Here is a 19,981-nt window from a genome sequence, read left to right on the forward strand (position 1 = left end):
TCGCGAGGGAGTCCAGATCTGGCGTCACAACCGATCTTTGGGCTCCCTCGCTTCATCTCATGCGCGCCAGCAAGCCCTTGGCATCAGTCATCTAGGGCTGAACGGCCCCATCGCGCGGGATGGTTTCCGGCCTCAGGGGTGCGTTCCATTCCAGGTGGGTACCGCCCCCGGCCGGGGTGCCCAGCCTCAGCGCGCCACCGGTCTCCTCGGCCCGCAGGGCCAGGTTGCGCAGGCCGCTGCGGCGGCCTTCGGCGGGGATGCCCACCCCGTCATCGGCCACGACGACCAGCACCTGGGAGTCGGTGGCGCGCAGCGTGACCTGGACCTGGCCGGCGTGCGCATGGCGGGCGGCATTGCTCAGTGCCTCGGTGAGCACGGCGACGACATGGTCGGCGAGTTGGGGTGGCACATCCGTGTCAAGCAGGCCCTCCATGCTCAACCGGGGTGCGAAGCCCAGCAGTTGCTGGGCTTCCGCCACCGCCCGCACGGCCCGGGAGCGCAGGCTCTGGCGGGCTTCCTCCTCGCGGGTGCGCAGGCCGAAGATGGTGGTTCGGATGATCTTGATGGTCTCGTCCAGGTCGCCGACGGCGCGCATCACGCGCTCCTCGGCTCCGGAGTGGTCGATAAAGCGGGCGGCGCTCTGCAGGGTCATCCCGGTGGCGAAGAGCCGCTGAATGGCCAGGTCGTGCAGATCGCGGGCGATGCGGTCACGGTCTTCCAGCAGGGTCAACTGCTCGGCGTCACGCCGCCGTTCGGCCAGTTCCAGGGCCAGGGCCGCCTGGTCGGCGAAGCCCAGCAGCGGACCGATCTCATCCGCGCCGAAGCCCGGTCCGCCGGTGCTCCGGGCCAGCAGCAGCACGCCTTGCACCTGCCCGGTCGCGGCGCCCAGCGGGACGGCCACCGCCGGGCCCAGCCCGTCGAAATGGCGTGGTCCGGCCGTGAATCGGGCGTCCGCGCCGAGGTCGGGACTGGTCACCGGGCAGCCCTGGCCATAGGCGGCACCCGAGAGAGTGCCCTCGGCGGGCATGGTCAGCCCGCGCCGCCGGGCGGCGTCGCCACCCAGCGCCAGCTCCACACTGAACCGGTCGGTGCCCGCCACCGGCACCACCACATCGGCGACCTCCGCACCGGTGATCTCCCGGGCGCGCTGGGCGATCAGTTCCAGCACCTCACCCCGCGAACTGCCGGACAGCAGGCTGCGGGTGATCTCCGCGTTCGCCCGCAGCCAGGACTGCTGACGGCGCGCCTCCTGGTAGAGACGGGCGTTGTCGATGGCCACCCCGGCCGCCACGGCGAGGGTGGCCAGCACCGCCTCGTCCTCCGCGTCGAAGTCCTCACCGCCGCGCTTGTCGGTGAGGTAGAGGTTGCCGAAGACCTCCTCGCGCACCCGCACCGGTACGCCGAGAAAACTCTGCATCGGCGGGTGGTTGGCGGGGAAGCCGGCGGAGGAGGAGTGCTCGGCCAGGTCCCGCAGCCGCAATGGCTGTGGGTGGCGGATCAGTTCACCGAGGATGCCCTTGCCCGTCGGGTACGGGCCGATCGCCTTGATCTCGTCATCGGCCAGCCCCACGGTGAGGAACTGGACCAGTGTCCGGCCGTCCGGCCCGATCACCCCCAGTGCCGCGTACTCGGCATCCACCAGGGTCGCCGCCGCCGCCACGATCCGCTCCAGGACCTGGGTCAACTCCAGCTCCCTGCCCACCGCGAGGACGGCCTCCAGCAGGTTCTGTACGCGGTCGCGCGTGCCGCGGACGTCGTCGATGCGTGCCTGGAGTTCCTCCAGCAGTTCATCCAGGCGTAAACGTGGGATGCGCGGTGACGCGGTCACCTTGTCCACGTACCTTCTCCCTCCCGGCCCCGGCCGACTTCGCAGGGTCCCATCCTGCCATCCGGCGATGGACCGGAATCGCGGGTCCGGTCACCGGGCGGGCGCGGATGCCGGTGCCTGACTTCCCGGACACCGCCGGCGCCCGCACGATGCCCGCGCTGCGCTTCGAGCGCCATGTCCAACTGGCCGTCCTGAACACTGGATTCGACCGGCCGGTGGACTGGCCGCACGCGGGCCGGGCCATCGAGCGGGTACCGCCGCCGGCTCCCGCCCAGGGTGTTCGTTCGGACCTCCCCGCTCCACCAGCTTCTGGAGTGGCCGGCGATCGCCTCGCGGGTTCCGGCGACGGCACTTGGCGGCCGCGTCCAGCCGCCGCGCGAAGTACGGGGTGGGCGCCAACGCCCCGCCGGGCAGCCGCTGGTGGACGACCGGGCCGTACGCCTTGATGTCCAGCACCGCAAGGTCGGCGGCGGCCGGCAGGGCCGGTTGGCCCCGGCCAGGGGCAGTGCAACCAGCGCACCGGGGACGAACCGGGCATTCCCGGCCCGCGCCTGGTCAAGTGCCCAGCGCAGGCGGGCGGTTTACCTGCCTTCCGTGAGCCTCACGGCACGTCGCGCCAGCCACAGGTCATAGCGCACGCTGGGAGAGCGGAGCAGCGACCGCTCAAGGAGCGCCTCGATGCGTGCGAGCCGTTTGCGGGTGGCGGTGGTCGAGAGGGACAGCTCGGTCGCGGTCGGGCCGAGCCGGCCGTCATTGCACAGATAGGTGGCCAGGGTCCGTTCGAGTTCGCCCGCGGAGGGTCTCATCCGGATCGGATGGAGCTGCCGGTGGGCCCATGCCACTGCGGCCGGTTGCGTCAGGAGGTCATCGAGTGAGTGCGCGGTCCTGGTGTCCCGGTTGCCGGAGGGTATGGCATCCGCGCGGAAGGCCAGGGCCAGGAGCGACTGGTCGGCAAGTCGGTCGAGGTTCAGGTTCAGCAGCTCTCCGATGTGCTTGAGGCGAGCGGACAACGTGTTCCGGTGGATCTTCAGGTGTGCGGTCGCCTGTGAGGAGAAGGTCAGCCAGGAGGCCGCCGTGGCCACGAGTTCCCCGCTGCCGGGGTCCTGGGAGCGTTTCGCCGAGTAGGCGTGGAGGGGTGCCAGCACCTCCTTCGCCCAGGCGGCCGCGGCCGGCCCGATGGCGAGCGCCAGATCCGGCCGGCCGGCGAACCGGGCATGCCGGGCGGACTGGCTGCGGGCCGCCGCGAGGGCGTGAAAGGCCTGCGCATAGCCGGTGGCCGTGTCGCGCAGGGGCAGTTCCTCGCTCGCGCCCACCAGGCAATCGTCCGTCAGCGCGGCAAAGGTCTCCGCCAGTGCCGGGGCGCCGGCGGGTGCGATCACCAGGATGTGGTCCACATAGACCGGGCACGGGACGACCCAGGCGTCTTCGGCCACCTCGGCGCAGCGGGCCGAGAGGTCATCGCGTACCCGGGGCGGGCATTCGACCGCATAGAAGCGGATCATCGGGGGCAAGGGCGGGTGCAGCGCCCCGGCGACCTGATGGGCGGCCGTGAGATGACCGTTCATCAGCAGGTGCAGCACGGCCTCCCGGTTGCGCGCCTCGGCACGTTCGATCCGCCGGCGCAGCCGCTCGGCGTGCTCGGCCTGCCAGCACAGGCTCAGGGCCGACGCGGCGTCGGCGAGCAGCGCGGGCAGATGGACCGGTACCGGCCGTTGGACAACCGCGGCGAGGGCCGGCGCGCGGACCCCGCGCGGGGCGCTCAGGGGGAAGAGCAGCACGGTGTGGTTCTCGCCGTCGATGGCCATGGAACGGAGGCTTCGGGAAGCGAGCTCTCCCAGGCCGCGGTGGATGAGCTCGGCGGCCTCGTCGTCCAGGCCGCCGGCCGGGTCCACGGGCACCGCGGCCCCGGCGGTATCGATCAGTCGGGTCCAGGTGCCGGTCCGGTCGGCCAGCCAGCGCAGGAGCGACCGGGTGCCGCCCTTACGCACCGCGCGCTGCATGGCCAGCACGTCCTCGGCTCGCTGTGCGCGCCGGGTTGTTCCCTCGCTGCTGGCATTCGCCTGTATGTACATATCGCCCCTGGCGACAAAGGGTACAGCGACATCCGAACCAAGGTCAGTTCGGATTTCCGGTGTGAACTCAGGACTTCCCCCGGCTGCATGGTGCGCTTCGCGGCGGTCGAGGCTGGGAGGCCGTCGTCGGCCTGGTAGCCGTGGCGCGCGGTGAGCCCGCGCTCATGCGTGCCGTGGTGCCTGGCTCATCGCCGGGTGAGGTTTGTGGGGTGACACCCGACTGCTGTATGCGCTCGAAGAGGTCGTCGAGGCCGAGCTCAACCGGCATCTGAAGGTGGCCAAGGAGTGGATGCCGCACAAGTACGTGCCGTGGAGCGACGGGCGGACATCGGGCGGACCGCCCTCGTCGTCAACCTGCTGACCGAGGACAACCTCCCCAGCTACCACCACGAGATCGCCTCGCTCTTCGGCCGCGACGGCGCCTGGGGCACCTGGGTGCACCGCTGGACGGCGGAGGAGGGCCGGCACGGCATCGTGATGCGGGACTACCTGCTCACCTCGCGCGCCGTCGACCCGGTCGCGCTGGAGCGGTTCCGCATGCGGCACATGTCGGAGGGCTTCGAATCCGACAACCGGCACAGCATGCTGCACTCGGTCGCGTACGTGGCCTTCCAGGAGCTCGCCACCCGCATCTCGCACCGGAACACCGGCCACCACTCCGGCGACCCCGTCTGCGACCGCATGCTCGCCCGCATCGCCACGGACGAAAACCTGCACATGGTTTTCTACCGCAATCTGCTCGGCAAGGCCTTCGAGCTGGCCCCCGACCAGACCATGACCGCGGTCCGCGACGTAGTGGTCGGCTTCCGGATGCCCGGCCACGGCATCCCCGGCTTCGAGCGGGCCGCCGCGCAGATGGCCATCGGCGGGATCTACAACTTGCGCATCCACCACGACGATGTGCTCCAGCCCGTGCTGCGCCACCTCAAGGTCCTGGAGATCGCCGGCCTCGGCCCGGACGGCCTGCGCGCCCAAGAGGAACTGGGCCTGTTCATGGGCGGTCTGGACGCCGAGGCCACCAAGTTCGACGAGCGGCGCGAGGCCCTGCTTGCCCGCCGCGCCGCCCGCGCGCAGCGCGGCTGACGGCGCGCCGAGGGCGCCTCCGGGAAGTCCCGGGGCGCCCTCGGCGCTCAACGGCCGGTCAGCCGGTCAGCAGTCCGAACCGGTGGGCGAGGACGACCGCCTGGACGCGGTCGCGCAGGGCGGAGCAGCTCCGCGGGCGCGCGATTCGAGTCGCGGACGTGGCGGATCCGCTCGTCGGTCATGGCGGGTGCTCTTCATCCGGCACGCTGGTGGGCCGGGGGCAGCTCTGGTGGAGCCATGGATGTGCCCGGATGGCGGTCGTCATGGACTCTCCAGCCGGGCTGCCAGAGCCTCGGGAAGGGTGTCCCGGTTCGCTTGGGTCACTTGGATGAGTTCGATGCCGGCGCGCTGCTTGAGGGCGTCGGTGAACGGGGCGCTCTTCGCGTGGACCGTGGCGACGATGTCGATCTCAGATGTGAACAGGCACCGGACGGTGTCCTGGAAGGCGGTGCACGCCAGCTCCATTCGACCGAGCTCGTCGATCAGCACGAGCTCCCCGGGGACCGGTTGCGTCGCCGCCGACCTGAGCGGCGGCAGTGCGAGGCGTTCCATGACGCCCAGGTCGATACCGTACCGGCCCACCCGCGGTGGGCCCGGGAAGTCGACATCGGCGAGCACGGCTCGCAGACCGCCCGCCAGCGGTTCCAGCGCGAATCCGGTCCGGGTGCCGCCTTGCCGGATCTCCTGCGTGGTGAAGCCGACAGCCTTGCGCGTGTGCAGCAGCGCGGCCAGTCGGCGGACGACGGTCGTCTTGCCCACGCCGGGCCGTCCCTCGAGCAGGATTCTCGTCGGCATCTTGTGCTCCGTATCAGGTCCGTCCTACGAGGTTCCCGGTGCGCCCGTCGGCGTACGCGGCCAATCAGGTGTTGTGCACATCTGGCCCGGTGCCGACCGGGCTGTTGCGGGTAGAGCCGCGCGCATGACCGGAATTGAACTCAGGAGCACGGCGTTCAACGACCATGGGGCGATCCCTCGACGCCACAGCGGGGAGGGCGATGACGTCTCGCCACCTCTGGCCTGGTCGGTGGTGCCGGACAATACGTCGGAGTTGGTCCTGCTCTGCGAGGACCCTGATGCCCCGGGAGGGTCGTTCCTGCACTGGCTGGTGACCGGGATCGATCCGCGGAGTTCTGGTGCGGCGGAGGGGGAGCCACCTCCCGGCGGCCAGGAGTGGCCCAACGGATTCGGCCGACTGGGCTGGGGTGGTCCGATGCCTCCGCCGGGGCATGGCGCACACCGCTACTTCTTCCACCTGTGGGCCGTGTCGGAATCGCTTCCCTTGCACGGCAAACCAACGGTCGACGCAGTGCATCGCGCCGTGAAAGGCAGAGAGCTGGCGAGCGGCAGGCTGGTGGGCACTTACCAAGTGTGACCATTGTGGTGGACATCGGCAAAGCCGCTCACGGACGCCGGGGACCGCGCGCTGGGTGGCGCCCCTGCCGCACCCCGTTCGGATGCGCTTCGAGGTCTCCCCTTGTGGCCGTGGCCGTCACGGCGCACGATCCCCTTACGTCGGGCGCGAATAGCCACAGCAGGTATGCGCGGCCCCTACGGCAATAGGAATTCGCCCCGCATCACCGGCGTGTGCCCATGGTTCAAGTGCCCCCGGGGTCAGAGCCCCTGATCTCGGATGTCCGTCAAACCGAATCCCGGAAGGTTCTCAACAGGACCTGAGCCGTGCCGCCGCCGGTCGCCAACAGGGTTCATCCGGACGGTTCTCAACAGCTCCTGGCGCGGCACACGCAGCACGCCTTCGCCGGTTGGTCATCAGCCCCGGAGGGTTCCCAACAAGAGTGGGTCAACCGTGCTTTGAGGCAGTTCTCATCACCTCTCGGGCCCGGTTAGCACGCCTAGGATGTCGGCAACCCACCACGGCTCCCCCACCATAACCTTGCACAAATGCACAGGTGAGTGCTGTGTGCGCCATCAAAAGCTTTGTGGCTCCCATCCGCGCGCATCAGGGGCGTCCGAGCGCTCGGACGCCCCTGAACTGCTTCCGGCCGGACGGACCTCCGACGGGCGCCTCAGCCTGCATGATCCCGATTTTGGTAACTCAGCTGTTGGGACGGAGAGTCCACACCACGGTCATCTCACCCGTAACCGCCTCGTCCTCACGCTGGATGGCAATGCTCACCGGAAACTCCGGCCGCCGCCCCGCGTCAAGCTCCGCGATGACGTCGGCGATCGGACGCCCCAGCGTGGCCGTGGCCGTCACCACACCCTTGGCGACCTTCTTGTAGCCGATCTCGGCCCGCACCGCCAGCGGAACGGCCCGCGACAGCTGGTCACCGAAGGCGGCGAGGACGATGGCGCCGCTGGCCGACTCGGCGAGGGTGAACATGGCGCCCGCATGCGGCCCCGCGATGTGATTGTGGAAGTCCGGCTGGTCCGGGAGCCGGAGCACCGCGCGCTCCGGAGAGATCTCCAGGAACTCCAGGTTCAGGGTGCGCACCATCGGCACCGTGGCAGCCAGCATCTCGCCGATCGACGGGTTCTCAACAGTCATGGCGCGAGGTTACCCGCCAGTAGAGCCACTGACCATACTCCAGTTACCCATGAGTAGTAACGGGCTGTGAAGGGGCCCGATCAGCGGCCGCCTCCGCGCCCCTTATCGTTGACGGCCATGTGGCCAGGACAGCAGCCCGCCAACGGGGGCGAGCAGAACCCGCAGCAACCCAACCCGTATCAGCAGCCGGGTTACCCGCAGCAGCCGAATCCCTATCAGCAGCCGAACCCCTATGCGCAGCAGTGGACGCCGCCGCCGGCGCAGCCTCCCCAGAGCGGTGGCAGCGGGGGAGGCGGCGGGAACAAGCGCACCACCGTGATCGCGATCGGCGCGGCGCTGGCGGTGGTGGTGGCGGCCGGGATCACCGGCTGGCTGGTGCTCAAGGACGATGGCAAGAAGACCGAGGCCAAGGACGACCCCAAGGCGTCCGCCTCCGCTTCGGCGTCGTCCGCCGGTCCCGCGCCGAGCGCGTCCGAGGACAACCCGCGGGCGGCGGACGGCGGGGAGAAGCCGGTGATCAGCGGCTGGAAGGTGGTGGTCAACCCCACGCACCACGACGCCTTTGATGTGCCGGCCGACTGGAATGTGCTGCCGCCGGACACCGAGTACGGCCAGGAGGACCAGCTCCACAAGCCCGACAAGAACTCCTTTGGCCCCAAGCCGGTCGCGGTGATGGGAGCGCCGGCGACCTATCGCAGCGGCGCCTGCCAGAAGGACACCGCCATGGGCGCCACCGGCACCAAGGGGGCCCAGGGCGCCAAGAACGAGGGCGACGCCGCCGAGATCGAGGCGCTCAACTGGGTCTGGGCCGTCTTCGACCAGCACAAGACCGGCAAGTTCAGCAAGACGGACGCCAAGCCGTTCAAGAGCGACCACGGTCTGACCGGCTACTCCTCCTCGGCCACCGTCACCGGTGTCAAGAAGGACGGCAAGTGCGATTTCGACGGCAAGGCGTTCACCGTCGGCTACAAGGACGTCACCGGCGACTATGGCGTCTGGGTGCTGTACAGCGCCACCGGCACCAAGGACGAGGTGTCGGACGACATCGTCAAGAAGATCATGAGCACCCTGCGCCCGCTCAAGCAGTCCGAGTGAGCCGGGCAGGCGTCCTCACCCCACGCTGAACGCCCCGCCCGGCGGTTCCGGTGAGCCCGTGGCCTGTGCGTCGCTCACCGGTGCCGCTCCGGCGATAAAGCGGACCAGGGCCGTGCCGTGTTCGACCCGGGCCGGGAAGGCGTCGCCCGCGGTGCGCCGGGACAGTTCGGCCAGCGGGAGTTCCGTGTGCGAGGCCAGGAGCACCGCGTTGCCGAAGCGGCGGCCGCGCAGCACCGGCGCCTCGGCGATCAGGCAGAGGTGGGCGAACTCGGCGGCGAAGTTGGCCAGTTGGGCGCGGAGGAAGGCGAAGGGCGCACTGTCCGCCAGGTTGGCCGCGTAGCAGCCGCCGGGCCGCAGCACCCGGGCGGCCTGCCGGGCGTACTCCAGCGAGGTCAGATGGGCGGGCACCCGGGAGCCGCCGAAGACATCCGCCACGATCACATCGGCGGCGGCGTCCGGCGCGGCTTCCAGGGCGGCGCGGGCGTCTTCGGTGCGTATGTCGATGCCGCAGCCCTCGGGCAGCGGCAGGTGTTCGGTGACCAGGGCCACCAGCCCCCGGTCGGCCTCTACCACCAGCTGGCGCGAGCCGGGCCGGGTGGCGGCCACATAGCGGGGCAGGGTGAGGGCGCCGCCGCCCAGGTGCAGGACGTCCAGCGGCTGCCCCGCGTCGGCGGCGGTGTCCAGGGCGTGGCCGATCCGTCGCGCGTACTCGAACTCCAACTGGGTGGGGTCGTCCAGGTCCACATACGACTGGGGTGCGTCGTCCACGGTCAGCAGCCAGGCCCGCGCCCGGTCGACATCGGGCATCAGCTTGGCGGTGCCCCAGTCGACATCGCGGGTCACGGGTATCGGTTCGTCCACGCCCCCATTGTGCCCACCGTGCCCAGCGCCACGGTCCGGCCGCCCTCGCGGACAACCAGGCCCAGGCCCGGCTCCAGGGGGACCGGGCGGTCCAGACAGACCGTCACCGTCACCTCCTCGCCGGGGCGGGCCCGCCCGCCATAGCCCAGGTCGGCCACGCCCGTCACCTCGGCGGTGCCGAGGTGGAACCGGGGGCGGTAGCCGCTGGTCACGGGGGTGCGACGGCCCCCGTGCGAAGGTGGCAGCAGGCGCAGCCGGGCCGTGAACAGCTGCCCTGTCGCCACGGTGCCGGGCGCGGCCAGCGCGTCCCCGCGCCGTAGCCGGTGCCGGTGGGGCCCGGGCAGCAGCAGTGCCACCTGGTCACCGGCCTGTGCGCCGGCCATGGGTTTGCCGAAGGTCTCCAGGCCCGCGACCCGGACGGTCTCGCCCGGGCCCGACGCCCGCACCCGCTCCCCCGGCCGTACCGTGCCGCGTGCCACCACGCCGGTGGCCAGCGTGCCTTGGCCGGGAAGGGAGCGGACCCGCTGCACCGAGAGCCGGAAGGGGGCGTCGGTGTAGCGCACCGGTACCGGCACATAGGTGTCGACGGCGTCCAGCAGCGCTTCCACCGCGCCGGTCCAGCGGGCTTGGCCGCGCAGGGCGCCCTCGGCGCACACCCGGACCACCGGGGTCAGGCCGCCGGGGTGGCCATGGGCGTCGAGCAGTTCACGCACCGCCGCCTCCGCCCGGCCGGGGTCGGCGTCCCCGGCCCTGGTCAGGGCGACGATCAGGTGCTCCACGCCCATCCGGCGGGCCAGCAGCAGATGCTCGGCCGTCTGCGGCCGTACCCCCTCCGGGGCCGAGACCACCAGGATCGCCGCGTCCAGTGCGGCCGCCGCGCTGATCACATGCCGGACGCGGGCGGGCTGCCCGGGCAGGTCGGCATGGGCGTAGTGGCGGGTCCCGGTCTCGTACTCGAGGGGCGCCACCGGCCCGGTGCCGCCGGGGGCCGGTCCGGGCCGGCCCAGGACCTTGGCGATGGCGGCGGTGAGTGTGGTCTTGCCATGGCCCTGGTGGCCGATGGTGCCGATATTGAGGTGGGGCTTGGTGCGCGCGTACGCCTGCTTGGGCATGCTGCTGCTCCGGCTTCTGGGGAGTCTGCGGTGGGGACTGCTGCGGTGCGGGGAGTCGGGCCGGTCCGGCGTCGGGCGCGGGCGGCCGGTGGCGCCCGGGCGTGCTACCCGCCGTGGCAGGCCCGGTGCGGCGAGGCGGTGCCGGCGGCGGCCCTCGGCGCGCCCACGACCAGGGGCGTCATCGCACGGAGGAAGGGCCGGCCCATGGCTGCGATGCTCGCTCACGGCGGTGGAGGCGTCGACTGGTTTTCGGTCGGCCGCTGGTTTTCGGTCGGCCGCACCTTCGGCCCGGTGTCCGGCCGGGCGACGGAGGGCCGGCGGCTGAACACCCGTGCGCCCCCGCTTGGCGGCGTGCGAACGAGTGCTTCGGCGCGCCCCCTCGCGTGATCCGTAGATCACACCGTCGCATCTCCAGGTCGGTTACGCTCCTTCGGTGCTCGATTCCGCAGTGCCCTCCCCCGGTCCCGCCGAGCGCTGCGTCCGTGTGCTGCTGTCCCCCTGGTCCCGCCTGGTGCTGCTGATCGCGCTGCTGGTCGCGGCGGTGATCACGGTGCTGGCCTGCCACCCCGAGCGGCTGCTGACCGACGGTCTGGCCACCCGTACGCCGGGCGTGGCCTCCCTGACGGTGTTCACCCTGGCCTATGGGCTGTGCACCGCGGCCTTCGTCCCGCGCCCGGTCATCAGCCTGGCGGCGGGCAGCCTCTTCGGCACCGCGGCCGGCACCCCGGCGGCGGTGGTGGGGACGGTGCTGGGTTCGGCGCTCTCCTTCGGGCTGGGCCGGCTGCTGGGCCAGCAGGCGCTGCGGCCGCTGCTGCGCGGCCGGTGGCTGACGGCGGCCGACCGCCAGCTGAGCCGGCATGGCTTCCGTTCGATGCTGGCGCTGCGGCTGCTGCCCGGGGTGCCCTTCGCGGCCACCAGCTACTGCGCGGCGGTCTCCCGGGTGGGCTGGTCCCCGTTCCTGCTGGCGACGGCCCTGGGCAGCGCGCCCAACACGGTGGCCTATGTGATCGCCGGCAGCCATGCCTCCTCGCCCACCTCGCCGGCGTTCCTCGCGGCGACGGCTTTTCTGGCGGTCACCGGGGCGGCGGCCGTACTGGTGGCCTGGCGCCGGCGGGGCCGGCGGTTCTCCCTGCCCGGGCGGCAGCGGGCGTCGTCCCGTGTGCCGGGCTCCAACGCGCCCTGTTCCGCCGGGGATTGACCGGAGCGGGTACGGTTCGGCGGGCAATCCGCCCGGCCCTGCGGGGATTTGAGATGGTCCCCTGACAGCAGAAGGCCGCCGATTTCGGACGGTCCCCCGCGCCGCCCGAAACCAGCGGACGTACCGGAATCCACCCCGCTCAGCGGGCAGGACAACCAGTACCCTGCTGAGTATATTGGCTCGGAGCCAGTCAACGCAGGAGTTACAGCATGGTCCCGCGCAGGGCGTCGGTCAATGAGGAGTTACGCCGCCGGTCCCGGGAGCGGCTCCTGCAGGCGACCGTCGAACTGGTGGGCGAGCGCGGCTATGAGGCGACCACCCTGGCGGACATCGCCGACCGGGCCGGTGCCGCCCGCGGCCTGGTCTCCTACTACTTCCCCGGCAAACGGCAGCTGCTCCAGTCGGCCGTGCACCGCCTGATGCACCGGGAACTGTCCGCCGGGCTCGGCCGCGCGCCGGCCACCGAGGACGGCCGTGAACTGCTGGCCCGGGCCATCGATGTGATCCTGGGTCTGGCCCGGGACCACCCCCGCCTGATGCGCACCCATATGGCCGGGATCCTCACCGCCGAGGGTTTTATCCAGTGCCCCGAGCAGCAGCGGCTGGCGTTCCTGCTGCGGGACACCGTGACCCGCTATGGCTCCGCCGACCCGGAGACCGACTACCGCCTGCTGCGGGCGCTGCTGATGGGCGCGGTGGTGGCGGTGCTGGTGCCGGGCGCGCCGATGCCGGTGGAGCGGCTGCGGGCCGAGCTGTTCCAGCGCTATGGGCTGGAGTGGACGCTCGGTGTGCCACCGGATGCGGAGCCCTCGTCGCCGGGTGTCTGACCGCCGGCGGCCGCCGGTGTCCGTGCCTGCCGCCGCCGTGTCTGTACGGGCCGCCGCCGTGTCTGTACGTGCCGCCGCCGTGTCTGTACGGGCCGCCGCCGTGTCTGTACGTGCCGCCGCCGTGTCTGTACGGGCCGCCGCCGTGCCCGGATGTGCCGCTGCCGCGCCCCGGCAGTGGTGCGATGCTGGACGCAACCGCCGGAAGGAGCTCCTCCGTGCTTCGCGTCGCAGTCGTGGGATCGGGGCCGAGCGGTGTCTTCACCGCTCAGGCCCTGGTGGGTCAGGAGAGCGTGCCGGACGTCCGGGTGGATGTGCTGGACCGGCTGCCCTGCCCCTACGGGCTGGTCCGCTATGGGGTGGCCCCCGATCACGAGAAGATCAAGTCACTGCAGAACACCCTGTGCACGGCCCTGGAACACCCCCGGATCACCTTCCGGGGCAATGTCCGGGTCGGCGAGGGGCCCGGTGCGGTGGCTCCCGGACGGCTGCGGGAGCTGTACCACGCGGTGGTCTACTGCGTGGGGGCGGCGTCCGCCCGCCGGCTGGGCATCCCCGGCGAGGACCTGCCGGGCAGCTGTTCGGCCACCGACTTCGTCTCCTGGTACAGCGCCCACCCGGATGCCGCCCCCGGCGGCTTCGAACTGCCCGCGCGCTCCGCCGTGGTGATCGGGGTGGGCAATGTGGCGGTGGACGTGGCCCGGGTGCTGGCGCGCGGGGCGGAGGAGCTACGCCCCACCGATGTGCCGCACCGGGCGCTGGCGGCGCTGGCCGACAGCCGGGTGACGGACATTCATATGGTGGGCCGGCGCGGCCCGTCGCAGGCCAAGTTCACCAGCAAGGAGCTGCGCGAACTGGGCGCGCTGCCCGGCGCGCAGGCCCTGGTGCGGGCCGCGGAGGCGGAGCTCGATCCGCACTGGCGGGACCCCTCGGCGCTGCCGGCGGCCGTACGGCGCAATGTGGAGGCGCTCCAGGACTGGGCGCGGCGGCCGCCGCGGGACCATGGGCGCCGGATCCATCTGCGGTTCTTCCTGCGGCCGGTGGCGCTGCTGGGCGAGGACGCGGTGCGTGCGGTGCGTTTCGAGCGGACGGTGCCGGACGGCCGGGGCGGGGTGACCGGCACCGGGTGCTTCGAGGAGATCGAGGCGCAGCTGGTGCTGCGTTCGGTGGGCTACCGGGGCGTGCCGCTGCCCGGGCTGCCGTTCGATCCCGGCAGCGGTACGGTCCCGCATGCGGCGGGCCGGGTGCTGAGGGCGGGGGCGCCCTCGCCCGGTGAGTATGTGGCGGGCTGGATCAAGCGCGGCCCCACCGGGGTGATCGGTACCAACCGGCCGTGCGCCAAGGAGACCGTGCTCTCGCTGCTGGCCGATGCCGAACTCCTGCTGGCCCGTGGGGCATTGGACGATCCGGGCGTCCGGCTGCGGGCGCTGGGCGTGGATCCCGTGGAGTGGCCGGGCTGGCTGGGCATCCAGGCCGCGGAGGCGGCCCTGGGCCGGCGGCTGGGCCGCGACAAGGTCAAGATCCCTGACTGGGCGGGGCTGTTGGCCGCGGCACGGGCGGCCGGCTGAGGTCCGGCTCGGGCCACGGTTCGTACCGTAGTGGCCTGAGCCACTAGAGTGACGCCCCGTGGCTGGACGTCCTTTGCATGAAATCGTCGAACCGGGCTGGGCCAAGGCGCTGGAGCCGGTCGCCGGGCGGATCGCCGCCATGGGCGACTTCCTGCGCGCCGAGATCGCCGCGGGCCGTACCTATCTGCCGTCGGGGGCCCATGTGCTGCGTGCCTTTCAGCAGCCCTTCGACGAGGTGAGAGTGCTGATCGTGGGTCAGGACCCATATCCCACCCCCGGGCACGCGGTGGGGCTGAGCTTCTCGGTGGCGCCGGAGGTGCGGCCGCTGCCGGGGAGCCTGGAGAACATATACCGGGAGCTCCACAGCGACCTGGGGCTGCCCAGGCCGTCCAACGGTGACCTGACCCCCTGGACCCGGCAGGGCGTGCTGCTGCTCAACAGGGCGCTGACCACCGCCCCGCGCAAGCCCGCCGCCCACCGGGGCAAGGGCTGGGAGGAGGTCACCGAGCAGGCGATCCGGGCGCTGGTGGCACGGGCGCGGCCGCTGGTGGCGATCCTGTGGGGGCGGGACGCCCGTAATCTGCGGCCGCTGCTGGGCCAGGTGCCCTGTGTGGAGTCCGCGCACCCCTCCCCCATGTCGGCCGACCGCGGTTTCTTCGGCTCGCGGCCGTTCAGCCGGGCCAATGACCTGCTGACCGGCCAGGGTGCGGCTCCGGTGGACTGGCGCCTTCCATAGCGGCCGGCGGTAGGGTCCCCGCCATGGGGGCTGGTACGGATTCCGCGCAGGTGCTGGGGGTCGACTCGGGCGGCTCGGGGATCCGGGTCGCCCTGGCGCCGCTGGAGGCCGGTGCGCCCGCGCTGACCTGGTCCTCGCTGTCCCCGGTCGGCACCGGTGAGCGGGGTATCGACGCCCGGGATCTGCTGGCACGACTGCTGCCCGCGGCCCGTGAGCTGCTGCGGCAGTCGGGCGCCGGACCGTGCCGGGCGGTGTGTGTGGGCGCGGCCGGGATGGCCGGCCTGGGCGGCGAGCTGCGCGCGGTGCTGCCCGGGGCGCTCCGCGCCGAGCTGGGCGTACGCCATCTGGTGCTGGCCTCCGACGCGGTGACCGCCTATGCGGGCGCCCTGGGCCAGCGCCCCGGCGCCGTGGTCGCCGCGGGTACCGGGCTGGTGGCGCTGGGCACCGATCTGCTGCCCGGATCCGGCTGGCGCAAGGCGGACGGCTGGGGGCATCTGCTGGGCGACTGCGGTGGCGGCGCCTGGATCGGCCGGGCCGGGCTGGAGGCGGCGCTGCGCGCGCACGACGGGCGGCGCGGCGGTTCGGCCGCACTGCTGGCGCGGGCGGAGGCGGTGTTCGGTCCGGCGGCCGGGCTGCCGGGCCGGCTCTACCCGCGCACGGACCGGCCCGCCTTCCTGGCGTCCTTCGCGCCCGAGGTCGCCCGCTGTGCCGCCGGTTGCCCGGTGGCGGGCGGCATCCTGCGCGCGGCCGCCCGGCGGATCGCCGAGGCGGCGGCCGCCGCCTGCCCTCCTCCTGCGGAGCGTCCGGGTCCGGACACCGGTCAAGTGGCACTCACCGGCGGGCTGTTCGAGCTGGGGGCGCCCCTGCTCGATCCCCTCCAGGAAGAATTGCAAAAGCAACTGCCTTATGCGCGGCTGGTGAACAGTGCGGGCGGCCCGCTGGACGGCGCGGTGCGCCTGGCGGCGGCCCTGTTGACGGACAGTCTGCTGCTGCCCGTGGACTCGGCACTTCTCACCGTCATCGCCTGAACACACACTCTGTCGATCGGATAAACCACCGAATAAAATCGGCCAGAGGCCGTCTGGTAACCCCCGCCCGAACGGCCGAGCCCTCGGAGCGACTAACATGCGGCGCCATGAGCTCCCCCACTGGACCGGCCTCCGGCCTGCCTGTACGAATGCCCCGTCCCCGCCAGCCCGGGCGGCACCGGCGGCCGGAGCCCGCGAGTGCGCCGGCGGGTGCGCCCCCGCTCGTTCTGGCGGTGCCCGGCGCGCCCGACCCTGCCACGCGCCGTCTTGCCGAGGAGATCCTCAGCATCGCCCGCTCCGAGCTGCCCGGCCTGGACGCGCGGATCGGCTATGTGGACGCCCAGGGGGACGCCGAGGGCTACCCGGCGCTGGACGCCGTGCTCGGCTTCGCGGCCTCCCAGCACGCCGCCCGGGCCGAGCAGGCCCGCCAGGCGGCCCTGGCGGCCGACTCCGACTCCGACGCCCCCGCCCCGACCTGGGCGGACGGACCGGCCGCGGTGGTGGTGCCGCTGCTGGCGGGGCCGGACAGCGCGGTTTCGCGCCGGATACGCCAATCGGTGGTGAGCAGCGGCTCGGCCTTTGAGCTGACCGACACCCTGGGCCCGCACCCGCTGCTGGCGGAGGCCCTGCACGTCCGTCTCTCCGAGGCCGGCCTGGCCCGTGCCGACCGGGCTCGCCTGTTCACAGTCGCAACTGCTGCGGACGGCATCGTGCTGGCAACCGTGGGGGGCGCCGAGGCGGTGCAGGCGGCGGGCATCACCGGCATGCTGCTCTCCGCGCGGCTGGCGGTGCCGGTGCTGGCGGCGGCGCTGGACGAGGAGGGCGCGGTGACCCGGGCCGCCGAGCAGCTGCGTAGCTCCGGCTCCCGCAGCCTGGCGCTGGCCCCCTGTCTGATCGGCCCGGAGGCCGACGAGGCGCTGCCGTCCATGGCCGCCAAGGAGGCGGGCTGCACGGCCGCCGAGCCGCTGGGCGCCTACCCGGCGATCGGCAAGCTGGTGCTGGCCCACTACGCGACGCTGCTGGGCATCACCCTGTCGCCCCAGGGGGCGCCCGGCCGTTGACCGGCCCCACGAACGGACGGCGGGACGGGACCAGCGCACAGGTCCCGGCCCGCCGTCGTGTTTTTCCGGTTTTCCGGCGCGGCGCTGATGGCACGGCCCCGTTCCCATGAGACGGGACCCAAGAACACGGCCCCGTCCCCTGGGACCGGCCCCGGTCAGGAGAAGATCACGCAGGAGGCCGCGGGCACCGGCACCGAGCCCGCGCGCCGGGGCACTCCGGTGCCCGGGTCCACGGTGAACCAGGTGATGTCACCGGAGCGCTCATTGACCGCGTACAGCAGGCGGCCGCCCGGATGCCCGGCCAGATGGCGCGGCCAGTGCCCGCCGCACCCCACTTCCGCGCGCGGCTCCAGGCGGTCGCCGGCGGGGTCCACGGCGAGGGTGAGGATGCTGTCCCGGCCCCGGTTGGCCACCCACAGGAAGCGGCCGTCGGCCGACATCACCGGGCTGGAGGGGAAGGTCTCGCCAGTGAATCCCGGCGGCACCACCCGGATTGCTCCCAGCGGCTCCAGGACGCCGGCCGTCGCGTCCCACCGGCAGACGGTGACCGTGGGCTCCAGCTCCCCCAGCACATAGGCCCGCCGGCCGCTGGGGTGGAACACCAGCTGCCGTGGCCCGGTGCCGGGCGGCAGCGGTGTCTCCCGGTGGGCGGCCGGCACTCCGGTGGCCGGGTCGAGGGCGTAGCAGTGGACGGAGTCGGTGCCCAGGTCCACCGCCAGCAGCCAGCGGCCGGAGGGGTCAGGCAGCACCGCATGGGCGTGCGGGCCCTCCTGCCGTCCGGCCACCGGGCCGCCGCCCCGGTGGGCGAGCACCGCCGTGGGCTCGCCCGGGGCGCCGTCCGGCCGCAGCGGCAGGGCGCTGACGCTGCCCGAGCCGTAGTTGGCGGTGAACAGCTGGCCGGCGGCCAGGGCGAGGTGGGTGGGGGCGGCTCCGCGCACCGGCACCGGGGCGGCGAGCGGCGCCGGGTGTCCGGGATCGGCGAGGGAGAAGGCGGCCACGGCGCCGTCGTCCGTCTCGCTGACCGCGTAGAGGGTGTCCCGGCCGGGGCCGTGCGCCAGGAAGGAGGGGTTGGCCACGGCACCGGTGCTGTGCACCGGCGTCAGTGCCCCGGTACGGGCGTCCACCCGGGCCGTGGTCAGGCCGTGGCCGCCCGCCTCGGTGAACGAGCCCAGATACGCCAGAGAACCCCGAGCGCCCCGAGCATTCCGGGAACCGCTCATCACGCGCCGCCTTCCGTCGTCCGGTGCGGGCGAGGTTACCTCCGGCCTTGCCGCCCGGCGGCTCAGCCCTGGGCGAAGACCCCGGGTGCCCCGCTCCGCAGCGGTGCCGCCAGCGAGACCAGGGCGGCCTCCAGGTCGTGCAGATGGGCCAGGGCCCGTTCGGCGCCGGGGTGGTGGGCGGGGGCTCCGTCCGGCGCCGGGCCGGTGGCGGCCTCGTCCGGTGCCGCCAGTTCCAGCAGTGTGCTCTCCACCCGGTGGCAGGCGGCGATCAGCCGGATGTCGTGCGCGGCCCCGGGGTCGGCGGCGGCCTCGGCCAGTGCCCGGGTCTGCCGTGCGCAGTCGTCGAGGTGGGCCAGCACCTGACGGGCCCGTTCCCGCCGTGCGCGCAGCGGGTTCAGCGGGTGCAGCAGCGGCGCCAGCGCGATCCGCACCCGGGTGAGCAGCAGTTCCAGCTCGGCGATGTGCGGGGCCGGGTCGGCGCGGTGGTCGCCGGCCAGTCGCCGTGTGGAGTGCGCCATGCACTCCCGTACGGCCAGCAGGGCCCGGCGCACCCAGCCGTCGGTGGCCGCGTGGGTGGTGACCGGCAGCACCAGGGCCACCGCCAGCCCGGCGGCCGCCGCGCCCACCAGGGTCTGCTCCAGGCGCAGGCCCAGCAGGGCGGGGTGCAGCACCCCCATCAGCCCGTAGAGCAGCCCGGCCAGCACGGTGACGAAGAACATCATCCAGCTGTAGGACGGGCCGGCGGTGTAGAAGATGCCGAAGACGCAGGCCGCCAGCAGCAGCACGGTGGGCAGCACGGCCCCGTGCAGCGGGACCGCCACCAGCAGTCCCACCCCGATGCCCGTCACGGTGCCCACCACCCGGCGGAAGCCGCGCACCAGCGTCTCGCCGCGGGAGGCGGTGTTGACGAAGATCCACCAGGCGGCGCCCACCGCCCAGTACCAGCGCGTGCCGGAGACGGCCTGTCCGACGGCCAGCGCCAGGGCGCAGGCGAAGGCGGCCTGGCAGGCCTGCCGGGTGGTGGGCCGGGCGAGGCCGCGGGCCGGGGACGGGGCGGGCTGGGCCGGCGGCGGGGTGCGGCGCTCGAAGCACCACAGGCCGAAGCGGGCCAGTGCGGCCACCGACAGGGCCAGTGCCACGGCGGCGTAGAGCTCGGCCAGTTCGCCGGGGCGGGCCCGCAGGAACTGGGTGGCGAAGAACATCATGAACGCGAACACCCCGAGCGCATGTCCCCGGGCGCCCCAGCGCCGGGCGTACACCCCGCAGAAGACCACGGCCACAAAGGCCGCGTCGCGTGCCGGCGGCTGTGCGTGCAGCAGCGTGGCCAGGGTGAGCACCGGCAGGCCGGCCGCCGGCAGCAGCGCGGTGGTGACCGCCTGCCGCCGCACGGTCGGGTCGGCGACAGTGAAGAGGGCGAGCATGGCCGCCAGGCCGCCCAGGATGGCGGCGGGCAGCGGCAGACCGGCCAGCAGACAGGCCGTGACCGCGAGGCTCACGCCGAGCACGGCCCGGGCGGAGCTGCGCAGCCTCACCCGGCCCGGGTCCGGAGCCGTGAACATCCTCTTCAGAGCCGTCGCCCCCTTTCGGCGCCCGACAGCACACGGCACGTGGCATGACAGAGCGCATGGCATGACAAAGGCGCTGCGGGGGTCGGGATCCGGCTTCCTCGCCGTCCGACGCAGCATCGCAACGCCATCGATGGGAGAAGGAAAGCATCCGCTTCACCGGTGGCTCAACTGTTCCAGCAGAAATTGAGCCATTGGTACAGTGATCAGCCCTGATCCAGAAC

16 protein-coding genes and 1 pseudogene are annotated in these 19,981 nt (G+C 72.9%); 9 read left to right on the forward strand and 8 right to left on the reverse strand.

What is annotated here, in order from left to right:
• Nucleotides 1-91 precede the first annotated feature (91 nt).
• Together ACIHFE_RS27360 and ACIHFE_RS27365 are read right to left on the reverse strand one after the other, a co-directional pair.
• Nucleotides 92-1,837 carry a GAF domain-containing protein gene (locus ACIHFE_RS27360; RefSeq protein WP_400110617.1) on the reverse strand — a complete coding sequence of 582 codons (1,746 nt, stop codon included), beginning with the start codon at nucleotides 1,835-1,837 and terminating at the stop codon, nucleotides 92-94.
• Nucleotides 1,838-2,409: 572 nt separating this feature from the next.
• On the reverse strand, nucleotides 2,410-3,900 hold the full coding sequence (locus ACIHFE_RS27365) for a helix-turn-helix domain-containing protein (protein ID WP_400110619.1): 1,491 nt from the start codon (nucleotides 3,898-3,900) through the stop codon (nucleotides 2,410-2,412).
• A gap of 220 nt (nucleotides 3,901-4,120) precedes the next feature.
• Between ACIHFE_RS27365 and ACIHFE_RS27370 the strand changes: the two are divergent.
• A pseudogene (locus ACIHFE_RS27370) lies at nucleotides 4,121-4,983 on the forward strand (acyl-ACP desaturase).
• A 261-nt stretch (nucleotides 4,984-5,244) separates the two neighbouring features.
• Here ACIHFE_RS27370 and ACIHFE_RS27375 read toward each other — a convergent pair.
• On the reverse strand, nucleotides 5,245-5,778 hold the full coding sequence (locus ACIHFE_RS27375) for a nucleoside-triphosphatase (protein ID WP_400110621.1): 534 nt from the start codon (nucleotides 5,776-5,778) through the stop codon (nucleotides 5,245-5,247).
• A 124-nt stretch (nucleotides 5,779-5,902) separates the two neighbouring features.
• Between ACIHFE_RS27375 and ACIHFE_RS27380 the strand changes: the two genes are divergently transcribed.
• Nucleotides 5,903-6,355 (forward strand): YbhB/YbcL family Raf kinase inhibitor-like protein, encoded by a 453-nt coding sequence (locus ACIHFE_RS27380; protein ID WP_400110623.1) that lies wholly within the window; start codon nucleotides 5,903-5,905, stop codon nucleotides 6,353-6,355.
• A gap of 681 nt (nucleotides 6,356-7,036) precedes the next feature.
• On the opposite strand, the gene ACIHFE_RS27385 is transcribed toward ACIHFE_RS27380, so the two are convergent.
• The gene (locus ACIHFE_RS27385; protein WP_400110624.1) at nucleotides 7,037-7,489 is read right to left on the reverse strand and encodes a DUF4442 domain-containing protein; all 453 of its coding nucleotides are present in this window, start codon (nucleotides 7,487-7,489) and stop codon (nucleotides 7,037-7,039) included.
• A 117-nt stretch (nucleotides 7,490-7,606) separates the two neighbouring features.
• On the opposite strand from ACIHFE_RS27385, the gene ACIHFE_RS27390 reads away from it, so the two are divergent.
• Entirely contained in the window at nucleotides 7,607-8,584 is a 978-nt protein-coding gene (locus ACIHFE_RS27390; RefSeq protein ID WP_400110626.1) for a hypothetical protein, read from the forward strand.
• A 15-nt stretch (nucleotides 8,585-8,599) separates the two neighbouring features.
• On the opposite strand, the gene ACIHFE_RS27395 is transcribed toward ACIHFE_RS27390, so the two are convergent.
• The gene (locus tag ACIHFE_RS27395) at nucleotides 8,600-9,445 is read right to left on the reverse strand and encodes a spermidine synthase (RefSeq protein ID WP_400110628.1); all 846 of its coding nucleotides are present in this window, start codon (nucleotides 9,443-9,445) and stop codon (nucleotides 8,600-8,602) included.
• Nucleotides 9,424-10,557 carry a GTP-binding protein gene (locus ACIHFE_RS27400; protein ID WP_400110629.1) on the reverse strand — a complete coding sequence of 378 codons (1,134 nt, stop codon included), beginning with the start codon at nucleotides 10,555-10,557 and terminating at the stop codon, nucleotides 9,424-9,426. The genes ACIHFE_RS27395 and ACIHFE_RS27400 overlap by 22 nt, the downstream gene beginning before the upstream one ends.
• A gap of 433 nt (nucleotides 10,558-10,990) precedes the next feature.
• Between ACIHFE_RS27400 and ACIHFE_RS27405 the strand changes: the two genes are divergently transcribed.
• From ACIHFE_RS27405 to ACIHFE_RS27430, 6 genes are all read left to right on the forward strand, one after another.
• Complete coding sequence (locus ACIHFE_RS27405) at nucleotides 10,991-11,755, forward strand: TVP38/TMEM64 family protein (protein ID WP_400110631.1); 765 nt, start codon at nucleotides 10,991-10,993, stop codon at nucleotides 11,753-11,755.
• Nucleotides 11,756-11,964: 209 nt separating this feature from the next.
• The gene (locus ACIHFE_RS27410; RefSeq protein WP_400110633.1) at nucleotides 11,965-12,582 is read left to right on the forward strand and encodes a TetR/AcrR family transcriptional regulator; all 618 of its coding nucleotides are present in this window, start codon (nucleotides 11,965-11,967) and stop codon (nucleotides 12,580-12,582) included.
• Nucleotides 12,583-12,797: 215 nt separating this feature from the next.
• Complete coding sequence (locus ACIHFE_RS27415) at nucleotides 12,798-14,147, forward strand: FAD-dependent oxidoreductase (protein WP_400110634.1); 1,350 nt, start codon at nucleotides 12,798-12,800, stop codon at nucleotides 14,145-14,147.
• A gap of 58 nt (nucleotides 14,148-14,205) precedes the next feature.
• On the forward strand, nucleotides 14,206-14,883 hold the full coding sequence (locus ACIHFE_RS27420) for a uracil-DNA glycosylase (protein WP_400110635.1): 678 nt from the start codon (nucleotides 14,206-14,208) through the stop codon (nucleotides 14,881-14,883).
• 23 nt (nucleotides 14,884-14,906) lie between these two features.
• On the forward strand, nucleotides 14,907-15,911 hold the full coding sequence (locus ACIHFE_RS27425) for an N-acetylglucosamine kinase (RefSeq protein ID WP_400110637.1): 1,005 nt from the start codon (nucleotides 14,907-14,909) through the stop codon (nucleotides 15,909-15,911).
• Between the two features lie 107 nt (nucleotides 15,912-16,018).
• Nucleotides 16,019-16,972, forward strand: coding sequence for a sirohydrochlorin chelatase (locus tag ACIHFE_RS27430; RefSeq protein WP_400110639.1), 954 nt, complete (start codon nucleotides 16,019-16,021; stop codon nucleotides 16,970-16,972).
• 155 nt (nucleotides 16,973-17,127) lie between these two features.
• Here ACIHFE_RS27430 and ACIHFE_RS27435 read toward each other — a convergent pair whose 3' ends face one another.
• Together ACIHFE_RS27435 and ACIHFE_RS27440 are read right to left on the reverse strand one after the other, a co-directional pair.
• Nucleotides 17,128-18,192, reverse strand: a complete 1,065-nt coding sequence (locus ACIHFE_RS27435) for a lactonase family protein (RefSeq protein WP_400110641.1) — start codon at nucleotides 18,190-18,192, stop codon at nucleotides 17,128-17,130.
• Between the two features lie 62 nt (nucleotides 18,193-18,254).
• Entirely contained in the window at nucleotides 18,255-19,751 is a 1,497-nt protein-coding gene (locus tag ACIHFE_RS27440) for an FUSC family protein (RefSeq protein WP_400110643.1), read from the reverse strand.
• Nucleotides 19,752-19,981: the final 230 nt, after the last annotated feature.

The organism is Streptomyces sp. NPDC052396 (assembly GCF_044593195.1).
Lineage (GTDB): Bacteria > Actinomycetota > Actinomycetes > Streptomycetales > Streptomycetaceae > Streptomyces.

Bases quoted from the DNA above. Each gene is read 5' to 3' on its own strand.
- ACIHFE_RS27380 (WP_400110623.1), top strand. From the start codon at position 5,903: ATGACCGGAATTGAACTCAGGAGCACGGCGTTCAACGACCATGGGGCG.
- ACIHFE_RS27430 (WP_400110639.1), top strand. From the start codon at position 16,019: ATGAGCTCCCCCACTGGACCGGCCTCCGGCCTGCCTGTACGAATGCCC.
- ACIHFE_RS27400 (WP_400110629.1), bottom strand. From the start codon at position 10,557: ATGCCCAAGCAGGCGTACGCGCGCACCAAGCCCCACCTCAATATCGGC.
- ACIHFE_RS27410 (WP_400110633.1), top strand. From the start codon at position 11,965: ATGGTCCCGCGCAGGGCGTCGGTCAATGAGGAGTTACGCCGCCGGTCC.
- ACIHFE_RS27440 (WP_400110643.1), bottom strand. From the start codon at position 19,751: ATGTTCACGGCTCCGGACCCGGGCCGGGTGAGGCTGCGCAGCTCCGCC.
- ACIHFE_RS27375 (WP_400110621.1), bottom strand. From the start codon at position 5,778: ATGCCGACGAGAATCCTGCTCGAGGGACGGCCCGGCGTGGGCAAGACG.
- ACIHFE_RS27425 (WP_400110637.1), top strand. From the start codon at position 14,907: ATGGGGGCTGGTACGGATTCCGCGCAGGTGCTGGGGGTCGACTCGGGC.
- ACIHFE_RS27365 (WP_400110619.1), bottom strand. From the start codon at position 3,900: ATGTACATACAGGCGAATGCCAGCAGCGAGGGAACAACCCGGCGCGCA.
- ACIHFE_RS27385 (WP_400110624.1), bottom strand. From the start codon at position 7,489: ATGACTGTTGAGAACCCGTCGATCGGCGAGATGCTGGCTGCCACGGTG.
- ACIHFE_RS27435 (WP_400110641.1), bottom strand. From the start codon at position 18,192: ATGAGCGGTTCCCGGAATGCTCGGGGCGCTCGGGGTTCTCTGGCGTAT.
- ACIHFE_RS27390 (WP_400110626.1), top strand. From the start codon at position 7,607: ATGTGGCCAGGACAGCAGCCCGCCAACGGGGGCGAGCAGAACCCGCAG.